The sequence below is a fragment of the Pseudomonadales bacterium genome (genome assembly GCA_013215025.1).
In the GTDB taxonomy this organism is placed as follows: domain Bacteria; phylum Pseudomonadota; class Gammaproteobacteria; order Pseudomonadales; family DT-91; genus DT-91.
In genome coordinates, this window is record JABSRR010000032.1 from 1 (window position 1) to 19,110 (window position 19,110).

At 45.1% G+C, this 19,110-nt stretch carries 15 protein-coding genes and 1 tRNA gene; 3 read left to right on the plus strand and 13 right to left on the minus strand.

Annotation, left to right across the window (positions count from 1 at the left end; genetic code table 11):
* The first annotated feature begins 159 nt into the window (after positions 1-159).
* A complete protein-coding gene (pyk, locus tag HRU21_04055) occupies positions 160-1,560 on the plus strand; it encodes a pyruvate kinase (protein NRA41465.1) in 1,401 nt (466 codons plus the stop codon).
* A 120-nt stretch (positions 1,561-1,680) separates the two neighbouring features.
* Here the strand turns inward: pyk and lexA are convergent, their stop codons facing one another.
* Positions 1,681-2,295, minus strand: a complete 615-nt coding sequence (gene lexA / locus HRU21_04060) for a repressor LexA (protein NRA41466.1) — start codon at positions 2,293-2,295, stop codon at positions 1,681-1,683.
* A gap of 180 nt (positions 2,296-2,475) precedes the next feature.
* Between lexA and HRU21_04065 the strand changes: the two genes are divergently transcribed.
* Positions 2,476-3,588 carry a mechanosensitive ion channel family protein gene (locus tag HRU21_04065; GenBank protein NRA41467.1) on the plus strand — a complete coding sequence of 371 codons (1,113 nt, stop codon included), beginning with the start codon at positions 2,476-2,478 and terminating at the stop codon, positions 3,586-3,588.
* 64 nt (positions 3,589-3,652) lie between these two features.
* Here the strand turns inward: HRU21_04065 and HRU21_04070 are convergent, their stop codons facing one another.
* The 10 genes from HRU21_04070 to HRU21_04115 form a co-directional block, all read right to left on the minus strand.
* Positions 3,653-4,738, minus strand: a complete 1,086-nt coding sequence (locus HRU21_04070) for a hypothetical protein (GenBank protein NRA41468.1) — start codon at positions 4,736-4,738, stop codon at positions 3,653-3,655.
* 8 nt (positions 4,739-4,746) lie between these two features.
* Positions 4,747-8,220, minus strand: coding sequence for a transcription-repair coupling factor (gene mfd / locus HRU21_04075; protein ID NRA41469.1), 3,474 nt, complete (start codon positions 8,218-8,220; stop codon positions 4,747-4,749).
* Positions 8,221-8,767: 547 nt separating this feature from the next.
* Positions 8,768-9,937: a tRNA (uridine(54)-C5)-methyltransferase TrmA gene (gene trmA / locus HRU21_04080; protein NRA41470.1), complete on the minus strand. Its 1,170-nt coding sequence runs from the start codon at positions 9,935-9,937 to the stop codon at positions 8,768-8,770.
* A 61-nt stretch (positions 9,938-9,998) separates the two neighbouring features.
* Positions 9,999-11,003, minus strand: a complete 1,005-nt coding sequence (locus HRU21_04085; GenBank protein ID NRA41471.1) for a glycosyl transferase family protein — start codon at positions 11,001-11,003, stop codon at positions 9,999-10,001.
* A gap of 13 nt (positions 11,004-11,016) precedes the next feature.
* Entirely contained in the window at positions 11,017-11,334 is a 318-nt protein-coding gene (locus tag HRU21_04090; protein NRA41472.1) for a TusE/DsrC/DsvC family sulfur relay protein, read from the minus strand.
* 3 nt (positions 11,335-11,337) lie between these two features.
* The gene (gene dsrH, locus HRU21_04095; protein ID NRA41473.1) at positions 11,338-11,619 is read right to left on the minus strand and encodes a sulfurtransferase complex subunit TusB; all 282 of its coding nucleotides are present in this window, start codon (positions 11,617-11,619) and stop codon (positions 11,338-11,340) included.
* Positions 11,619-11,981, minus strand: coding sequence for a sulfurtransferase complex subunit TusC (gene tusC / locus HRU21_04100; GenBank protein NRA41474.1), 363 nt, complete (start codon positions 11,979-11,981; stop codon positions 11,619-11,621). Before tusC ends, dsrH begins: the two co-directional genes overlap by 1 nt.
* Positions 11,982-11,991: 10 nt before the next feature.
* On the minus strand, positions 11,992-12,387 hold the full coding sequence (gene tusD / locus HRU21_04105) for a sulfurtransferase complex subunit TusD (protein NRA41475.1): 396 nt from the start codon (positions 12,385-12,387) through the stop codon (positions 11,992-11,994).
* Between the two features lie 117 nt (positions 12,388-12,504).
* Positions 12,505-13,164 carry a Bax inhibitor-1/YccA family protein gene (locus HRU21_04110; protein ID NRA41476.1) on the minus strand — a complete coding sequence of 220 codons (660 nt, stop codon included), beginning with the start codon at positions 13,162-13,164 and terminating at the stop codon, positions 12,505-12,507.
* A gap of 167 nt (positions 13,165-13,331) precedes the next feature.
* Positions 13,332-14,849, minus strand: a complete 1,518-nt coding sequence (locus tag HRU21_04115; GenBank protein NRA41477.1) for a L,D-transpeptidase family protein — start codon at positions 14,847-14,849, stop codon at positions 13,332-13,334.
* Between the two features lie 447 nt (positions 14,850-15,296).
* Here HRU21_04115 and HRU21_04120 point away from each other — a divergent pair, with 447 nt between their 5' ends.
* Positions 15,297-15,935 (plus strand): hypothetical protein, encoded by a 639-nt coding sequence (locus HRU21_04120; protein NRA41478.1) that lies wholly within the window; start codon positions 15,297-15,299, stop codon positions 15,933-15,935.
* A 160-nt stretch (positions 15,936-16,095) separates the two neighbouring features.
* Here HRU21_04120 and HRU21_04125 read toward each other — a convergent pair.
* Positions 16,096-16,183: transfer RNA gene (locus tag HRU21_04125), tRNA-Ser, on the minus strand.
* A gap of 140 nt (positions 16,184-16,323) precedes the next feature.
* Positions 16,324-19,110: Rne/Rng family ribonuclease (locus HRU21_04130; GenBank protein ID NRA41479.1), on the minus strand; the 2,787-nt coding region annotated here is incomplete at its 5' end.

Consider the following 19,110-nt stretch of genomic DNA (forward strand, 5'->3'; position numbering starts at 1 on the left):
TACAACTTTATAGTCAGTATTTTTCTGATTTAAATTCGTCTTATACCACGACTGCTACCGTTGCTCTTTTTCTTTTACTAATTCGATGTTAGCCAATGTATAAATTAGCTATGATTAACTTATATATTTAGCTTGAAACTTGACCCTCAAGGATAGCAAATGCGCAAAACTAAAATTATCTGCACCATTGGCCCGGCTTCAGACTCGATTGAAAAATTGCAGCAATTAAATGCCAAGGGTATGAATATAGCCCGCTTAAATATGTCACATGGTGATCATCAGAGCCATGCAGCAATTATTCAAAAGATTCGTCAACTGAACCAACAGTTGGCCTTTCCGATCGCGATTTTAATGGATACTCAAGGCCCTGAAATTCGCACTGGGCAGCTTGCCGAAGACCTGCAGCTGCACCCTGGTGATGAGATCACTGTTTCAGTTCGCGGCGGTAGCGATGTTGAGGAAAGCTCCTTGCAGATCGATTATGAAGACTTGGTCGACCAAGTTGCCGAGGGTGATCGAATTACTGTGGATAATGGCTTGATTAACCTTGAAGTGCTGAAAAAAAATTCACGTGAGCTTAGCTGTCGAGTTATCGATGGTGGCATTATTAAATCAAAACGGCATGTTAATTTACCGGGTATTCGGGTCAATTTACCGGCCATTACTGAAAAAGATAAACGTGATATTCAATTTGCGATTGAACACGAGCTGGATTTTATCGCCTTGTCATTCGTGCGCAGTGCCGAAGATGTTAAAGCGTTACGTGAGATCCTTGAGCGTAAAAATGCTGAAATGAAAATTATTGCAAAAATTGAAGATCAAGAAGGCGTGCGTAATCTAAGCTCTATTATTCGTGCGGCCGACGCTATCATGGTTGCCCGCGGTGACTTGGGGGTAGAGGTGAATATTGAAGATCTGCCGAATATTCAGCGCAGCATTGTGCGTGAATGCGCCGTCGAGGGAAAGCCGGTGATAGTTGCAACACATTTACTGGAATCCATGATTGAGAACCCCATTCCCACGCGTGCTGAAGTCACTGATGTCGCAAATGCGGTATATGAGGAAGTTGATTCGCTGATGCTTTCGGGTGAAACCACAGTAGGCAAGTACCCGATGAAATGTGTCGAGTATTTAGACAAAGTTGCTTGCACTTCAGAACGGACGCCAGGGCTTGGCTTTTCTGCGCAGTTAAAACCGCAAGGCGCCAAACAGCAAATTGCACAAGCGGCTGTTCGCTTAGCCGACGACTTAAAAGTTAAAGGGATAATCTGTATTACCAAGCAGGGTAAGATGGCGGGCTTTGCCTCATCCGCACGGATTCAACATAGCCCCATTTATGCCTTTACATTTAGCGAGCAAGTCCGCCTGCAGATGAATCTATTGCGCAGTGTGCAAAGTTTTTGTATTAAGAAACATCGCGATCCAGAACTTATGATTGATGATGCTTTTGCCCTGATGCGCTCGCATGAATTGGCTAAAAAGGGCGATCGCTTTGTTGTGATTTCTGATGTGCTGATTAGTGGAGAGGTCGAAGCGATTCAGCTTCGCACGGTGACCTAACAGCGAGCAAATAATGCCGCATTAATACATCGCTCAAATTTAACTGCTCTCATATGGCTTTGATAGATGGCATCAATATATGGCTTTAACGCTCTGAAACAGTATTTATAGTGATGTTGTTTAATGCAGTTGTTGGCGTATAACGCCGACACTTAAACCTTCAATAGTAAATGACTGCTGACTTAGGTCGACCTCAATCGGCTGATAGTCTTGATTTTCCGGAAGCAAGTAGAGGATGTGTTTTTGCTTGCCGTATTTTAAGCGTTTAACCGTTACTTCATCGTCAACCCTAGCCACAATGATATCGCCTTCACGTACACTCTGGGTGTTATGCACTGCCAGTAGGTCGCCATCAAAAATACCCACTTCAATCATGCTGTCGCCAGCAACCCGCAGTAAATAATCAGCTGTGGGGCGAAAAAACTCATGCGGCATATCGCAATGATCTTCGATATTTGCCTCTGACATGATGGGGTCGCCGGCAGCCACCTTGCCGACAATAGGAATGCCAAGTTCGGCAGTGTCTTGTGGAATGCGAATACCGCGCGAGGCACCTGGAATAATTTCAATCGCGCCTTTGCGTGCCAGCGCTTTTAGGTGTTCTTCAGCAGCATTAGGGGATTTAAAACCTAACTCGCTAGCAATATCTGCACGAGTTGGTGGGAAACCTGTATTGCTAATATACTGTTTGATCAGATCTAATACTTGTTGTTGCCTAGCGGTGAGTTTCATCATCTGCATACCTGAGTGTATTGAAAGATCTACTTAAAACCTTGTATGAAAAAACAGTCTGTTTTTATATACAGTATGTATTTTTGTACAGTTTTTGCCGTTTTGCAATCAATTATTCATTAATTGCGCTTTTTTTTTTGCATCGCATAATAGTGTTTTAGTTTTCATAAGAATGTGTTGAATATGTTTGAATCGATTTCACAGTGGTTTTCAAGCCATCAAACGCTTGCGATACAGGTTTTTGCTATTTTATTTGTTGCCTTGGTGGTTAATTATTTTATTCAGCGCATGTTTAGGGGACTAGCCAAGCAGTTAGATAAAACTAAAACCGTTTGGGATAATATTTTGGCTGCCAGTATTGCAAAACCGTTAGCCTATTTTATTGCCTTAATCGGCTTGATTTTTGCGCTTGAACTTATCCAACATCAGCAGCCCAGCGCTTTGCTGGCAAAATTATTAGAGTTTGAAAACTTAGCCGTTTTAGTCTTATTGGCATGGTTTTGTATTCGTTTTGTAAAGCAGGCCGAACAAGCGTTTTCGAAAACCATTGATGACCCGCACGAGCTCACCACCATTGTTGCAATTGCTAAATTGGCTCGCCTTGCCATTTTGATTACCGTTGCCTTAATGGCGATGCAGTCGCTGGGCTACTCAATTCAGGGGGTGCTGGCCTTTGGCGGTATCGGTGGTATTGCTATCGGTTTTGCCGCAAAAGATTTATTAGCTAATTTTTTCGGCGGCCTTATGATTTACTTAGACCGTCCTTTCGTGGTCGGTGATTGGGTGCGCTCACCAGATCGCGAATTAGAGGGCACAGTTGAGCATATAGGCTGGCGACTCACAATTATTAGAACATTTGATAAACGCCCCTTGTATATTCCTAATGCTGTGTTCAGTAATATTGCCATCGAAAACCCATCGCGCATGTCTAATCGACGGATTTATGAAACCATTGGCCTACGCTATGATGATGCAGCAAAGGTGGATGTAATTATTAAAGATGTAAAACGCATGCTGGCTGAGAATGATGACATTGATAACAGCCAAACCGTGATTGTGAACTTCAATGCTTTTGGCGCATCATCATTAGACTTTTTCATTTATGCCTACACCAAAACGACTGACTGGGTGACCTATCACCATGTTAAACAATCTGTTTTGATGCAAGTGTTAGATATAGTTGCCGCGCATCAAGCTGAGGTGGCATTTCCCACCTCAACCTTGCATATACAATCGGATACAGTCGACAATTCTCAAGCTGAAGGCTCAAGCTTGGCAGGTCATAAAAGCGCTTAGCGCGCAGTATTTTTACATACAGCACAAAACGCGTATAGGCAGATTAAATTTTTAAGCATACTGCTTAAAGACCGGGGTCGAGCTGACGATCTAAGGCTAAGTATAGCGGCGTCAATTGAACGATCAAACCCATCTTAGGGTGATCTAGATAGTGTATCTCAGAAGAGCGCATGCGGCGTTTCTGCTGCATCACTGACACCGAATTTGTAGCCGACAAGGGCAGCGCAAAGTCTGGCAGCGAATGATTAGCAGGCCAAAAACCTATCGGTGTTGCTTGCGTATCATTGGCTGCAGTCGCTTTGCTGGCCTGATATCGCTTAAAGTCAGGCTCAAATTTAGCCTGTAAAAAATACAGCGCATGCTCATCACCTTCTTTTAAGTTAATGGCGCTATTGCCTAAGCTGGCTTGGCCGCCGTCGATGTTTACGTCCGTTCGCGTTAGCTCGGTAATGTAGAGGTTGGTTTTGATATGTAAATAACGGCTTTTCGATAATTGAATACTGCCTGAGACTGCAATATCACCGCGGCTGGGTAAGAAACGGCCTACACTGTCACTGCGTTGAATATTGGCCGGCAGAATGATTTCTGCATCATTCGCATCACCGCCAAGCTTTTGAAGCCAGGTATAGCTTGATAACAAGCCATAGCGAGATGCGCCCTGAATTTTTCGCCGCTGTTGGTTTAGGGCACTGAAAGTGCGATGCACTAGCGGTAGGCTGTTAACCCCCTGGTATACTTCAAATGGCGTATTAGCAAGGCTTATGGTTTGGCTGTCAGCGTTACTGCTGGCGCTAAGCTGTGCAAAATCGGCTGCCAGTTCTGGGTAAACCTGATCGATCGTCATGTTTTGTAAATAACTGCGTTCAGCCGGCATATAAACAGCTTTCGGCAAAGGCCAATTTTCTTGATTGGCGGGATTAATAGCAAAATTTTCGCGATGCTCGAATACAATCAGGTCGACAATATAATAGTCAGCCAGGCGTTTTTTACGCTCTGAGGCTGTCTCTAACGCTTGCTCGGTCTGGTCAGTGGCTAACTCGGCATGGGCAGGCTGTAGAGAAGTAAGAAAGGCAGTGCATAACAGTAGTGCGGCAGTCGCTAATGAGCGATTTCGCAGGAACAATAAGCGGCAATGACGCTGAAAAAACATAATGAAGCCTAAGCGCTTTTTGCGCCAGTAGATAAGGAAGATATCACATCTTCAACTAAATCAATTCGTTGTGTAACGGTATCGCTGCTTAATTTAAATTTCAATGTATTAGAGCCATCAAGGCTAAATATTTTTGGCTGGCTTTGAACCAGGGCAACGATTTGCATGGGGTCAATATCCGGCTCGGCATTGAAAATAAATTTTCCGGCTTCAGCACCTACATCAATTTTAACAATACCAATCTTCTCAGCTTTCAGCTTGATGGCCGTAACCGCAAATAAGTTGTTCAGTGCCTCGGGTAATAAACCAAAGCGATCTATCATTTCAACTTTCTTGTCCCTTAAATCACTTTCGTGCTCAAGGCCGGCAATCGATTTATACTCTATCAGCCGAGTATGCACATCGGGTATGTAATCATCGGGGATAATCGCCGATATATGCAGGTTTATTTCACTCGCGGTGCGTAAGGGCTGATCAAGGTTGGCGGTTTTACCTTGCTGAATCGCCTTTACCGCGCGCTCTAACATTTCCATATAAAGGCTAAAGCCGATGGAGTGAATTTGGCCAGATTGATCATCGCCCAGTAATTCGCCAGCACCTCGGATTTCTAGGTCATGGGTGGCCAACATAAAGCCTGCGCCTAAATCTTGGGCTTCGATAATCGCATCTAAACGTTTTTCTGCGTCTTTTGATAGCTTTTTATCGGTCGTGGTGAGCATATAGGCATAGGCCTGATGATGCGAGCGGCCGACGCGTCCGCGTAGCTGATGCAGTTGTGCTAAACCAAACTTATCGGCCCGCTCAATAATAATTGTATTGGCATTTGGTACATCAATGCCGGTTTCAATAATCGTCGTGCAGAGCAAAATATTGAACCGTTTATGATAAAAATCACTCATAACTTGTTCAAGCTCTCGTTCACGCATCTGGCCATGACCAATGCCGATGCGGGCTTCTGGCACCAAAGCTTGGAGTTCACGCGCGGTTGCTTCTATAGTTTTGACCTCATTATGTAAAAAATACACCTGACCGCCGCGCAAAATTTCACGCAATATGGCTTCTTTGATCAGCATGTCGTCTTTATGATGCACAAAGGTTTTAATCGATAAACGTTTTGCTGGCGGCGTTGCAATGATAGAAAGGTCTCGAATACCTGCCATCGACATATTTAAGGTGCGTGGAATGGGTGTGGCAGTTAAGGCTAAAACATCAACTTCGGCGCGCAGCGCTTTTAGGCTTTCCTTTTGTTTAACGCCAAAGCGATGCTCTTCATCGATAATAATTAAACCCAAACGCGAAAACTTTACATCAGCCTGCAGCAGCTTGTGAGTGCCGACTAAAATATCAATTTGCCCATTGGCCAACTGCTGAATCACCTGCTGCTGCTGTTTGGCTGATTTGAAGCGGCTTAATACTTCGATATTGACGGCAAGATTGGCGAACCTGTCTTTGAACGATTGATAGTGTTGTTCAGCAAGCAGGGTGGTTGGCACCAGAACCGCAACCTGTTGGTTTGAGTGCACGGCAGTAAAGGCAGCGCGCATTGCCACTTCGGTTTTACCAAAGCCAACATCGCCGCAAACCAGCCGGTCCATGGGTTGATCAGATGCCATGTCTGCCAGCACCTGCTGAATGGCTTGCGCCTGATCTTCAGTTTCTTCAAACGCAAAGCTTTGCGCAAATTGTCGATAGGCTTCTGAATATGCTTGATGCGCAAAGCCCTGCCTGGCAGCTCGACGGGCATAAATGTCGAGGAGTTCAGCCGCAACATCATGGGCTTTTTGCGCTGCTTTCTGCTTAGCTTTACTCCAGTTATCACTGCCAAGCTTATGCAGGGGTGCATTGTCAGGGTCAGTGCCGGTATATCGTGAAATCAAATGCAAACAAGCAACAGGCACATACAATAAGGCATCGTCGGCATATTTCAGGGTTAAGAATTCCTCTTTTAGCTGATCTACTTCGATGATTTTTAGCCCAAGGTAGCGCCCAATACCATGGTCAATATGAACAACCGCAGCGCCTAATTTGAGCTCGGTAAGATTTTTTATGATGGCGTCTGCGTTTTGATCTTGCTGTTGTTGTCGCCGCCGCCGCTGCTGCACACGATTACCAAATAACTGCGATTCACTGATCAGCAGCAGCTCTGGCAGTACCAAGCCCTGACTGATATCCGATACGGTGACGCAAATTGCTTGCTGGCTTTGTGATCTATCGAGCCTTACAAAGTCAGACCAGCTGTCTAACTCGATCACTTGTCGCGCTCGATCAACTCTGGCTGCAATGCTCTGCAAAATTTCTAACATCACTTCCTTACGCCCCAGACTTTCGGCGCACATTAAAATGCTTTTACTGCTATTGTCTAACAGGTATTGTTCAAGTCTGTGATAAGGCCTTGAAGATCGCGTATCGATATCCAATTCAGCCGTTTCGAAGGAGTTAAACGGGATAAAGCCCTTATTGATATTATCATGAGACTGCTGGGTTAATATGACCCGCGGCCGAGACTTGAGTTGGGTAAAAAGCTCTTGCTCGTTGAGATATAGCTGGTCTGGCAGCAGCAAAGGGCGACGTTTATCAACGCGATATTGTTGGTAGCGTGATTGAATATCTTGCCAAAATTGTCGACAGCTTGCTTCAATGCCGTCGGTGCTGATAATCAAAGTTTGTTCGGGTAAATAGTCAAACAGTGTTGCCGTATGTTGATAAAATAAGGGCAAGTAATTTTCGATGCCGGCAAATGATAAATGATTTTTTAGGTCGGTGTAGAAATCGACTTCTTTTAAACTGATATGTTCAAAATGTTGGTACCACTGGTCTTCAAACTGCTCTAGCGTGGCGTCGTTTAGTAATACCTCACGCGCCGGCAAAATAGCCACACTGTCTAAGCTATGGCTGGAACGCTGGGTTTCAACATTAAAGGCTTTGATCTGTTCAACTTCAATATCAAATAGCTCAATTCTTAAGGCCTGATCACTGCCCATTGGAAATACATCGATTAAACCACCACGAATCGTAAATTCACCGTGCTGATAGACTGTTTCAACGTGTTGGTAATCGGCTTGCTCTAGCTCGCGCCGAAAATCGCTGAGCTCAAGCGTATCGCCGACCGCCAGAGAAAAACTGTTGCGATGTAAAAAGTTGGCCGGCGGCAGGCGCCCCATCAACGTATTCACGGGAACAAACATCACAAACTGATCGTATCGTGTCAGGTCATAAAGACAGGCGAGGCGGTCTGAAATGATGTCTTGATGAGGAGAAAATTGATCGTACGGTAAGGTTTCGTGATCAGGGAAGTGAAATACATTCAAGCTAGGCTGAAAAAAACCAATTTGACTTTCAAGATCTAATGCCTGTTGGGTGTTATCGCATACCACTAGCATCGGGCCGCGATGTGTGGCGGCTTGTTCGACAATGGCTAATGCTTGAGCAGCGCCATGCAATTGACACCAATATTTTTTTTCGCCTGCCTTGGATGCTTGAATAGCGCTATCCGCAGAATGATTATGCAGTAAGGACGATGAGCTCACAGATTCTTATCTTATCTAAATAAAACCAGCGGTATTTTACGTTGACGCAGGCGAGGCAACAATTATTAACTGATATTTGTCGCACCGGCAGTAAATAACGAAACTTTATGCACAGATAAAAAAATCAATCTTTTTTTTGACATATTTTTTACAGTTTTTTTAAAAAAAATCAAAATGCCTATTGATTTATTATAAGTATATGATTTTATTGATATTTATGAATTGATCAAAAAATGAACAATTTGCTAATATGGTGAATATTTCTGTATTTGCAAAGATTATAAAAGAGTTATCCCAAAAGTTATCCACAGAAACTGTGGACATTTTTTTGTGCAATTTTGGGTCATAAAAAAATCAATAACTTAGCGTAAAAAGTGATCAAACAGGCTTACATATCAGCGTTTTCTGTATATATAAACACCCGTTTCTGGGATTTAATCCAAGATTTAATGGTCTTGAGCATCATGATAAAACCGAAGCCTTATTTTGATGCAGACGATGATCATTTAACGTGCGCCACTTTTCGCTGTAATAACACACCGGTTTCAATATGGTGGGTATAGGGAAATTGGTCAAAAATTGCAGCAGTTTGGATATGGTGACTGGATGTTAGCTCACTAAGATTGTGAAGTAAGGTATCTGGGTTGCAAGAAATATATAAAATACGCTCAAAGTTAGCGACTAAAGCCAGTGTTGCAGGGTCTAAGCCTGCACGCGGTGGATCAACCAGCACCGTACTAAAGTTATAATCTGAAAATTCGATGTCTTGCTCTTTTAACCGTCTGAAAGCTCGCTGGCCCTGCATTGCCTCAGTCACTTCCTCGCTTGATAGCCGGCAGACTTTAATATTGTCACGCTGATTGACTGCAAAATTATGATGCGCCGCTTTTACCGATGCTTTGCTAACCTCGGTTGCTAATACCTGCTGAAACATGGGCGCCAGTGCTACGGTAAAGTTGCCGTTACCGCAGTATAGCTCTAATAAATCGCCCTGAGATTCTATCTGCTGCGGCGAAAATTCACGCAACACCGACTTAGCCCAGCTCAGCATTGACTGATTGATCATGGCATTGGGTTGGGTGAAACCGCCTTCGATTTGGCGGTAATGCAGTTGCTCATTATCGACCGTTAATTGCTCATCAATATAATCATCACTCAAGACGATTTTTTGTTTACGGCTTCGGCCAATGATTTTGACCCTTGCTGCAGCGCTTGCACTGGCTGATGACTGCACAAACTGCTGTAACTGCAGCGCTAAGTGGGTGGCTGCCGCTTGCCACGCTTCATCTAATGGTTTGTGATAAATCAGAGTGATCAGATTTTGATTAGTCTGGGTGGTCATAAATTCAACTTGAAACAACTTATGACGCAGTTGGCTATCAGCCAGTAGGGCAGTGCGCAGTGCTGGCATTAAGGCTTGAATATGCGCATGCGCAATGGGAAAGCGATCGATGCGAATGGGTACATCATTTCGACCGCGTTCAAACATGGCATAAAAGCTATCATCATGCGAATGCCAAAAACGAAACTCAGCTCTGCAGCGAAAGCCTTGCTCGCTTGATGCAAAAACCGCCAGTGCATCATCAAAACCGACCTTTGCAAGACGCATTTGCATGTCCTCTTGCTTGGCCTGAAGAAGTTGCATGTATTGATCGGGTTGAAAAATGTGCATGATGGCTGTCTTATGCTGTTATTGAGTCGAGTTGTGCTACGATTTGGATCAAAAGTGGTTGTTAGTTAAACCATTGCCGATCTCGCTGCTGCCATAGCATATGCGCCTTGTGCAGAGCATCGGCCTGACTGGATAAGCGTTGAATTTGCTTCAAACAGATTGCTAAAGTGCCGATGACAGCTTGCTCACCATAATTATCAGTGACCGAGCCACGGTAGACATTTAGCACATGCTCGGGCGATTGCTCGGCCACAATCGGTTCACGTTGTTGCTGCAGCCTTGGCCACTTCTCTTCAAATTGCTGTTGTTGATAGCAACTTTTGACCAAGCAAGTAGCGTCAGCCTTACGTTCGATTTCACCACTTTCGCCTTTGAAAACGGTTAATGATGAGTCACCCAATATATGCGCCGCCTGCTGGTGGGTGGCAGCATAGGCCGGGTGGAAAATCGATGAGAAACTATGGCTGGCTGAAAATGGGTTGATTAAACGGCATAGGGTATGAACAGGTGAGCGCAAACCAAACAGGGGGCGCATATCGATTAATGCCTGTAAGCGCGGGTTTAAACTCGCAAGGCTGAAGAACGCGAGCCCTCGCGCCGCAATGGCTTGTTCAAGTTCTGAGACGCTGTGCACTATCGGTAAGCCAAGAGATAAAAAAATCTGCTCGGTATAAAGTCTGCCTTGGGTATGTCCTTGGCTGCCGTGAACAGCGAGCTTGTAGCCTTGCTGTGCTAGAAGCGCTAACACTAATACAAACCATGCTTGTTGTTTGCGCTTGCCTGCGTAGGATGACCAATCAATATCAATTTGCACAGATCGAGAGTTGGTCTGATGTGTATCAGCAATGATTTCTCGACACGCTTTGACAAAGCCGGCAATTTCCTCAGGGCTTTCTTCTTTGACACGCAGTAGCATTAAAAATGCACCTAACTGAACATCTTCAACTTCGCCCAAAAGGATTTGTCGAAATGCAAAATGCGCCTCATCAAAGCTAAGTGAACGACTGCCGGTTTTTCCCTTCCCTAGAATTCGTATGATCGGTGAGAATGCGTTTTCTGCAGACATCTATGGGGGCCTATTAAATACAGTTGAGAGGTTTCGGTAAGCCTGCAATTTTGCTCACCAATTTAGCCGGGCTGTTAGGAAATAATGAGAGTAAATAGATGCTGTTACCTTTATCGCTGCCCAAGTTTTGCTTTACCCATTTGACTAAGGGGCGCATTTCGGGCGATATATCAAATTGCTGATAGAATGCCCTTGCTAGATGTAAAATCACAAAGTGATCGTCTGTTAGAATGATATGTTCATGGGTGGCGATCTGTCTCGCAAGCGCTTCATCCCACAATTTCAGGTCTTGTAAAAATCCCTCTTTGTCAAATAAGGTCTGTGAGCTCATAACTTACCAAGTTAAAACATGCTGAGCAGCAAGGCTCAGTGATACACATTCTTCAATGCTAATTGAGCGGAAATCAGCCATATTATCTGCGTCGATACCGCGAGCTGAGCAATCTTCATCAATAAAGAGTATTGGCTTAGGCAGTTCAAAGTTGTCTAGCTTTGCATGCAGTAAATAACAACCATCACCCATCAGAACTAATTGATCGCTGTTACCGATGCAGGCGAAAGCGTGCGTCATGTCCTGACTAAACGGCGAGCGAGTGAGAAGGTGAAGCTGCGCCATTAGAAATTAAATACCTTGTCGGCTGCTGCTATTTTTAACTGAATGTTGGCTGCGTCGACAAATTCAAGCTGATTCTCTAGGTCTTTATTGAACATCGATCTGTCTAGCGCGCGCGTTGCAATAGAATGCTTGCAAGCGAAGATATGGTTGATATCAAATAATTCGAAGCTGGACAGTGTTTTGGCAATGTTTTTCTGACCTTCGGAAACGCGTTGCTGTTGCATCAGTTGAAATACACCATCAGCCATAAATAGCACGCTAACTTGCTGTTCAAATGCCGCGCTGGCTAGCGCAAGATCTAAGGTTTCACGCGCTAAACTGGATTGGTAGGGTGCTTGGGTGATAATAAAAAGATAATGCATAGCGGTGAGACTAGTTAAACACAATATGCTGGTCACTGTGATTAACCGCATCGATCCAATCACCCAATCCAGCAAGCTGTAAGCCTGATGCGAGGTTAAATGCTGGCTTATCATATCGAGAAGCTTCATCAGCATCGATAACGCCACGTTTCATTGCAGAAGCGATACAAACCACGGCCTCGATCTTGTAAGTATCTATCAGGTCCTGCCATGCTTTGGCTGGGTTTAATTCATCTTGCGCAGATATCGATAAATTGCTGCCAAGCTGAACTGACTCATGGTAGAAAAATAAGCGTTGGATATGGTGCCCAGATTCGAGTAAGGCGCGACAATAGCTAAATGCGGCGCTGTTAATGGCGCGGCTGAAGGGGCTATGAATCAACATGATGGCAACGGATTTACTCATAGGAGCGATTATAACGGGTCTGCAATTAAGCGTCAGCAGAAAATAAAAAAGCCCGCTATGCAGCGGGCTTTTTATGGGGCCGTAATAGATGAGGCCGTAATTTTTAGACTTGATCGTTTAGTCGTCACCCATAACGCCAAGTAAGGCAAGTAAGTTGACGAAAATGTTGTAGATACTCAAGTACAGTGAAACGGTCGCTAAAATATAGTTGCGCTCACCACCGTGAATAATGCGGCTGGTATCAAACAGAATAAAGCCTGACATTAAGAAAATAATACCTGCCGATAAGGCTAGGCTAACAGCCGGCACGGCAAAGAAAATATTGGCCAACATGGCAATCAATACCACAATCATACCAACCATTAAAAAGCCGCCCATAAAAGAAAAATCTTTCTTACTAACTAAGGCGTATGCCGATAGTGATAAGAATACCACTGCAGTTCCACCCAGTGCTTGAGCAATCAGCGCAGGGCCATTCGCAAGCTGCATATAAGCATTAAGCATAGGGCCAAGACCAAAGCCAAGTAAACCCGTAAAGGCAAACACCGCAATAATGCCTTTTTCAGAGTTGGCTGTACGCGGGATGACAAACCAGATAATCGCCAGTGCCGCAATCGAACAGATCATGCCTGCGCCACGTGGCGCGCCTAGCAGCATTGAGGCTACTGCCATGATGGCACTAAAACCAAGGCTTAGGCTCAATAACATATAGGTGTTGCGCAGAACTTTGTTGACTTCTAAGCTCTGGCTCGAAGTGATGACGGTATCGTGTTGCATGGTTAACTCCAGATATAAAAACATCTTTATAAAGCAATAATGCAAAAGCGGGCCAGCGTTTGCAAGTGCTTTAGGTATTGATTTAGAACGATTGTTTATAGCTTATACATTTTAGCAATAACGGCGTCGCAAGCCATAGTAAACTTCTTAAACATTGCTTGAGCTGCTTAAATACTTAATGCCTGCTGTTGTAAATCGTATATATCTGGATATACGTGTAGATTTTGATCTTGATCTACCCAGGCTAGCCAATACACTAAATGCACATTGGCATGTCGTTGCATGCTGAGGTGAGTGGTCTTGGGTCTTTCGAGCCATTGTTTGAGCTTTTTCTCTGGCCAGTTGCGCAAGTGTTGCTGCTGCTGTAAGTGGCTGTAGAGTTGCCAAGGCTTTTGTAATCGCACGCAACCATTGCTTAGTGCGCGAAAATCCCGCTTAAAAGCATGTCGATTATTGGTATCGTGCAGGATGACCGCATCTTTATTAGTGGTGATAAATTTTATTTGTCCTAATGCATTGTGCTTGCCGGGCGACTGAATTAATCGCTGCTGCGGTTTTAAGTCACTGAGTGAATCGGGCAGCGGAATTTGATAACGCTGTGCGCCGCGGTATTCATAGGCATATATATGGTTCTCCTGCAGATAATCCGGGTTTTTTGCTAGCTGTGGCTGAATAGACTCACGCATGATGCGTTTTGGAATACCCCATTCAGGGTTTAACACAATGCGGGTAATCTGATCGCTGATGAGCGGAGTAGGGTTTTTCTTGCTACCCACGATGACGCGCATTTTTGCTTGATGGTTAATTAACAGCTGGTAGGCAGGAATATTCACCACAATATGCTGTTGGTGATCGATGTTATGCGCTTGCTGTCTAAGTTGGGCAAGTGTAAAGCGTATGGCAGTCAGGCTAAAAAACGGCTTTTGCTTTAGTTTTGACCAGGTATGGTCGCCAATAATGCCGTCAGCCTTTAACTGATGCAGACGTTGAAATTGTTTAACAAGGCCTTGCATGCTCTGATCAAAGCCTTCTAATGCCGCTTGGCTTGATAAATCGCTGGGAAAGCCATGCATATGCAAAAGGGCTCTAGCCGCTAATACAGCTGTCGATTGATCGCCCAAGCGAAGCGTCTGCGAGATTTCTGCGTCATCAATCTCAAGTCGGTTTAAGGTGCGTTGATAGGATGCATCCTCGCTATCTAATTGATTAATATAGCGATACAAGTGGCGGCGTAAACGGATTAACTGCTGATCGTTATTGATTATCCATCGATGCAGCTGCGAGATGTCTTGTTGATGAATCCATTGCAGTTGCTGCTGCCATTCTGGGTTGTTCGCGAGTGAAGACGGTTCGTGCTCAAGCACCAAATACCAGGCCAGCAAACGCGCAATCAAGGCGCTATGTTGATCAAGACTTGGCACAAAATCGCCGGTCAGTTCGGTATCGTAGGCAAAGACAGGCAGCTGTTGATAGGCGGCAAATTCTAAAAATTGCTTATCATTGCCGATAAAGTGTAAAACCTCTTCCATATCCGCCGCTAAGTGATGATTCTCGTCGTACCAGTTCGCCTTCAATGATGTAGGCATGAGATCAATATCGCGTTGATAGTGGTCAAAGCCGCCAGGCAGCCAACTTTGCTTAACGCCGTTATAGGCGTCAACATGACTGATTAACAGACAGCTCATAGCGAAGAGAATGCTCAAGCGCTTTAACAAATGGTTTACTGTGCTTTTAATATACCTATACGAGGTAATATGCGAGGTAATAAATGGGGTGGCTATGCTGATAAATAAACGAGCCATGCTCGCGGTTTGATTTGAACATCGGCTTTGAAGTCTCAGTAATTCTCGCAGTAGTTTTCGCAGCAATGAATTCAGAGAAGGTAGAGAAAGGCAAAATAAGCCAATTAATTTAAGCGTCATGAGTCAACACCGTAAGCAGTTCATCCTAGTGCCATGGGTATTTTTATTCTGTCGGCTTACATACTGTAGTGCAGGATGACTTCAGCTTCAGGTAATTTTTATCATCCTTTATTGCGCATTTTACTGTTTTTATAGCATGCGCTTATATGTAACCCCTTGCCGTTATTTGGTCTAAGCTTGTGTAAAGAACAACAAGCAAAGGTGCGGCACATGCGAGTGTATTTGTATGTTGTAAGCATATGGTGTTTATTGCTCAGTGCGTGTTCAACAGCGCATGATGATATCGATAAATTGTTTCAGCAGCATAGCCAGTTGCATTTCAATGATTTAGTGGTGCAAGTACAGGGCTACCCAGTGCCAACTTTAGATGCATTTATGGGCTGGGTTATATTCAATCAAGCTGAGGCGGAATATGAGGCGATTATAAAGCAGTTTGAATTATCGGGTATTACCCATGAAATGCCATTGTATTTGGTGTTATTACAAGGGACTAATTGGCGTTTAAACGGCAAATCGGCGTTCACCATTCCTGATAAAGCGGACTGGCCGAATATGATCAATACCTTATTATTTATTGAGTCTTACTTACTGCCTGAGTTGGGCCTACTAGTGCCGGTGTCAGGTGATCGCACGGAGGAATATAATATGATATCCGGCGGTGCTAAAAGCTCAAAACATTTAAGCTTTTGCGCCTTGGATTTAGTGCCCGTTAAAACCTATGCCCGCAAAGATCTTCATCAGCGGCTGCGCAAAATACATCGAGAGGTTGGCAAGCAGTTTAATATAGGCCTTGGTTTGTATTCTGGGCTCAGGTTTCATATTGACAGCTGTGGCTTTAGAAGCTGGTAGTCAAACCAGACCTTATCGATAAAGACTCGCCAAGCTGATCTTGATGATTAACAAATATTGCATGATGAGCAGCAGAAGTTATCTGACAAATTCAGTAAGGGCAATATTTTAAAGAAGGAGAAAATAGTCTAAAAGATTAGAGAAATTTTAGGAGAGTTAATGGCGGTAGACCAGGGATTCGAACCCCGGGAACGTTTCCGTTCAACGGTTTTCAAGACCGCCGCTTTCGACCACTCAGCCAGTCTACCGCAAAGAGTTGAGTAGCTCGTTAGACAAACTACTCGAAAGAGATGCGCATTATACGGATAGCTTTGATTTTGGCAAGGCTATGCCGCTGAAAATTCTGCGAATTGATTAATAATTAACTGATCATTGTGTAATGATCTCATCACTCTTGCGCAGGCTCCTCTGCCACTTGCACCGAATCACTCGCATCAGCAAGCTGGGTATCAGATACCTCAGCCTGCGCTTCTGCTGCTGGGCTTGAAGCAAGCGACGTATCCTCGCGAGGGCCTCTTGGATCATTCGCTGCTCTAGCAGGCTCATCTCGAGTTGGCGTTGGGATCACCAGCTCAGGCAATTGCAGAGGCTCAAGCTGAACATCAATCACTTCGGCTTGGTTAGGCATGGGGTTATCACGTGGGTCATTTTTTGCCCGTGCGGTTGATCGCGCAACCGGTGCACTCGCAGCGACTGTTGATGCCACAGACTGTTGAGCCGCTGATGTGGTCGATTTTTTAACCGCTGTTACAGATGCTGTGGAACTGTCATCGGCTGGCTTAGCGCTTGGCGCCTTAGCTGCTTTCTCGTTCTCAGTTTTCTCGATCGCGGTGTTTTCGCTCGGCAAGGCATTGGCTTCTGCAGCCTGCGTCTTGGCGGGCTTGTCTGCTAGTTTGTCCTGCGCGTTGTTTGCAGCTGCTGCACTGGCTTGGCGAGTTGATTCTGCTGCAGATTGACCGTTCTGCGCAGCTGCTAATGTAGCTTCGCTGCGAGTCTCTGCTGCGGCCTCTGGTTTGATAGCGCTAACGGCTTCAGTCTTAGCGCCTGCGTTGCCATTGTTTTTGGCTGCGTTGCGTGATTTGTTGTTTGACTTAGCATCGCTATTTTGTGCTGTGCTTACCTTCGCATCTACCATTTCTGCTGCGACATTATCAGTTTGCGCTTGATTGAGTGCTTTTTCACGGCGGCTATTTTGCGATGGCTTACGATTGGCATTATCGGGCCTTGCGCGTTTGCCTTGCTGTGCTTGCTCGTTGCGTTGCGCATTATTGCGGTTTTCATTATTGCGCGATTCATTATTGCGCTGTTTATTCGACGGCTTCTCGTTAGTTCGCTCGCGTTTGTCTTGATTGCGATTGCGGTTTTGGTTATTGCGGTTGCGGTCGCGGTTTTGGTTGTTGCGGTTCCGATTGCGGTTGCGATTGCCGTTGCTGTTGCCATTGCGCGAAGATTGATTTCGCTGTTGTGATTTAGCAGGGCGTTGCTCAACCACTTCTTCTTCAGCATCGCCAAATAGCGCTACGGCTAATCGTTTAAACAAGCCAGGCTTTGCAACCGGTGCTGGCGCTTGCGCTTGCGCGCTAGGTGCGGGCTTGGGTGCTTTGGGCTGAATACTCTGAATAGCAGCCTGTGGCTGTGCTTCAATCGGCTCATCGTCTTCGATTAGAGAGACTTGTTCGCCTTGGCTACGTTCTACTTTAAAGCTTTCTTGTGATTGATAATCTTCGGACGCCTTAATGCGCTCAACCGAGAAATGCGGCGTTTGCAGGTCTGGATTTGGAATCACCAGTACACGAGTACTATGACGCTGCTGCACATCGTTAATGATTTGACGTTTTTCGTTTAACAGGAATATACCAACTTCAAGCGGCACATTGGCTCGCACTTCGACGCTGGCACCTTTACTGGCTTCTTCTTGAATTAAGCGCAGAATCGATAAGGCTAGCGATTTTGTTGCGCGAATTGTGCCCTGGCCATTACAGCGCGGACAAACAATAGCGCTGGTCTCGCCTAAGGAGGGTCTAAGCCGTTGACGCGACATTTCTAACAAGCCAAAGCGCGAAATTTTGCCAACTTGAACGCGGGCACGGTCAATTTTTAAAGCTTGGCGAATACGGTTTTCAACTTCGCGTTGATGCTTGGCTTGATTCATATCAATGAAATCAATAACCACCAAACCGCCCATATCACGCAGTCTTAATTGGCGAGCAATTTCTTCAGCTGCTTCAAGATTGGTCTGAAATGCGGTTTCCTCAATGTCGCCGCCTTTAGTGGCGCGCGCAGAGTTGATATCGATCGATACCAAGGCCTCGGTCGGGTCAATCACAATTGAGCCACCTGAGGGCAGTTTAACTTCGCGTTCAAACGCCGTCTCAATTTGCGACTCGATTTGATAGCGGTTAAATAATGGCACCTTATCTTTGTAGTGCTTTATCTTTGATTCATAGTGTGGCATGACTTGGCGAATAAATGATACCGCCTCATCGTAAGCACTTGCTGCGTCAATAATTACTTCGCCAACATCGCTGCGCAGGTAATCTCGAATGGTGCGGATGATGACATTAGATTCTTGATAGATTAAAAAGGGAGCAGGCTTTTCGGCTGCCGTATTAACGGCCTCCCAAACTTGCAATAAGTAGTTTAAATCCCACTGCAACTCTTCCGATGATTTGCCAACGCCAGCTGTGCGCACAATAACGCCCATATTGCGGGGCATTTCAAGGCCTGACATAGCTTCACGCAGCTGCTCACGATCTTCACCTTCAATGCGGCGAGAAATGCCGCCAGCACGGGAGTTATTTGGCATTAAGACCATATAACGACCGGCTAGGCTGATTAATGTAGTTAATGCGGCACCTTTATTGCCGCGCTCTTCTTTATCGACTTGCACAATCACTTCTGTGCCTTCGTCAATCACGTCTTCAATACGGATCCGACCATCGATGTCTTTTAGCGGTTTATTGAAGTAGCTTTTAGAGATTTCTTTAAGCGGTAAAAAGCCGTGACGCTCGGCGCCAAAGTCAACAAAGGCAGCCTCAAGGCTTGGCTCAACACGGGTTATTTTGCCTTTATAAATGCTGGCTTTTTTTTGCACCCGCGTGCGGTTTTCAATATCTAAGTCGTACAGTTTTTGCCCGTCTACAAGGGCTACACGAAGCTCTTCGGCTTGCGTGGC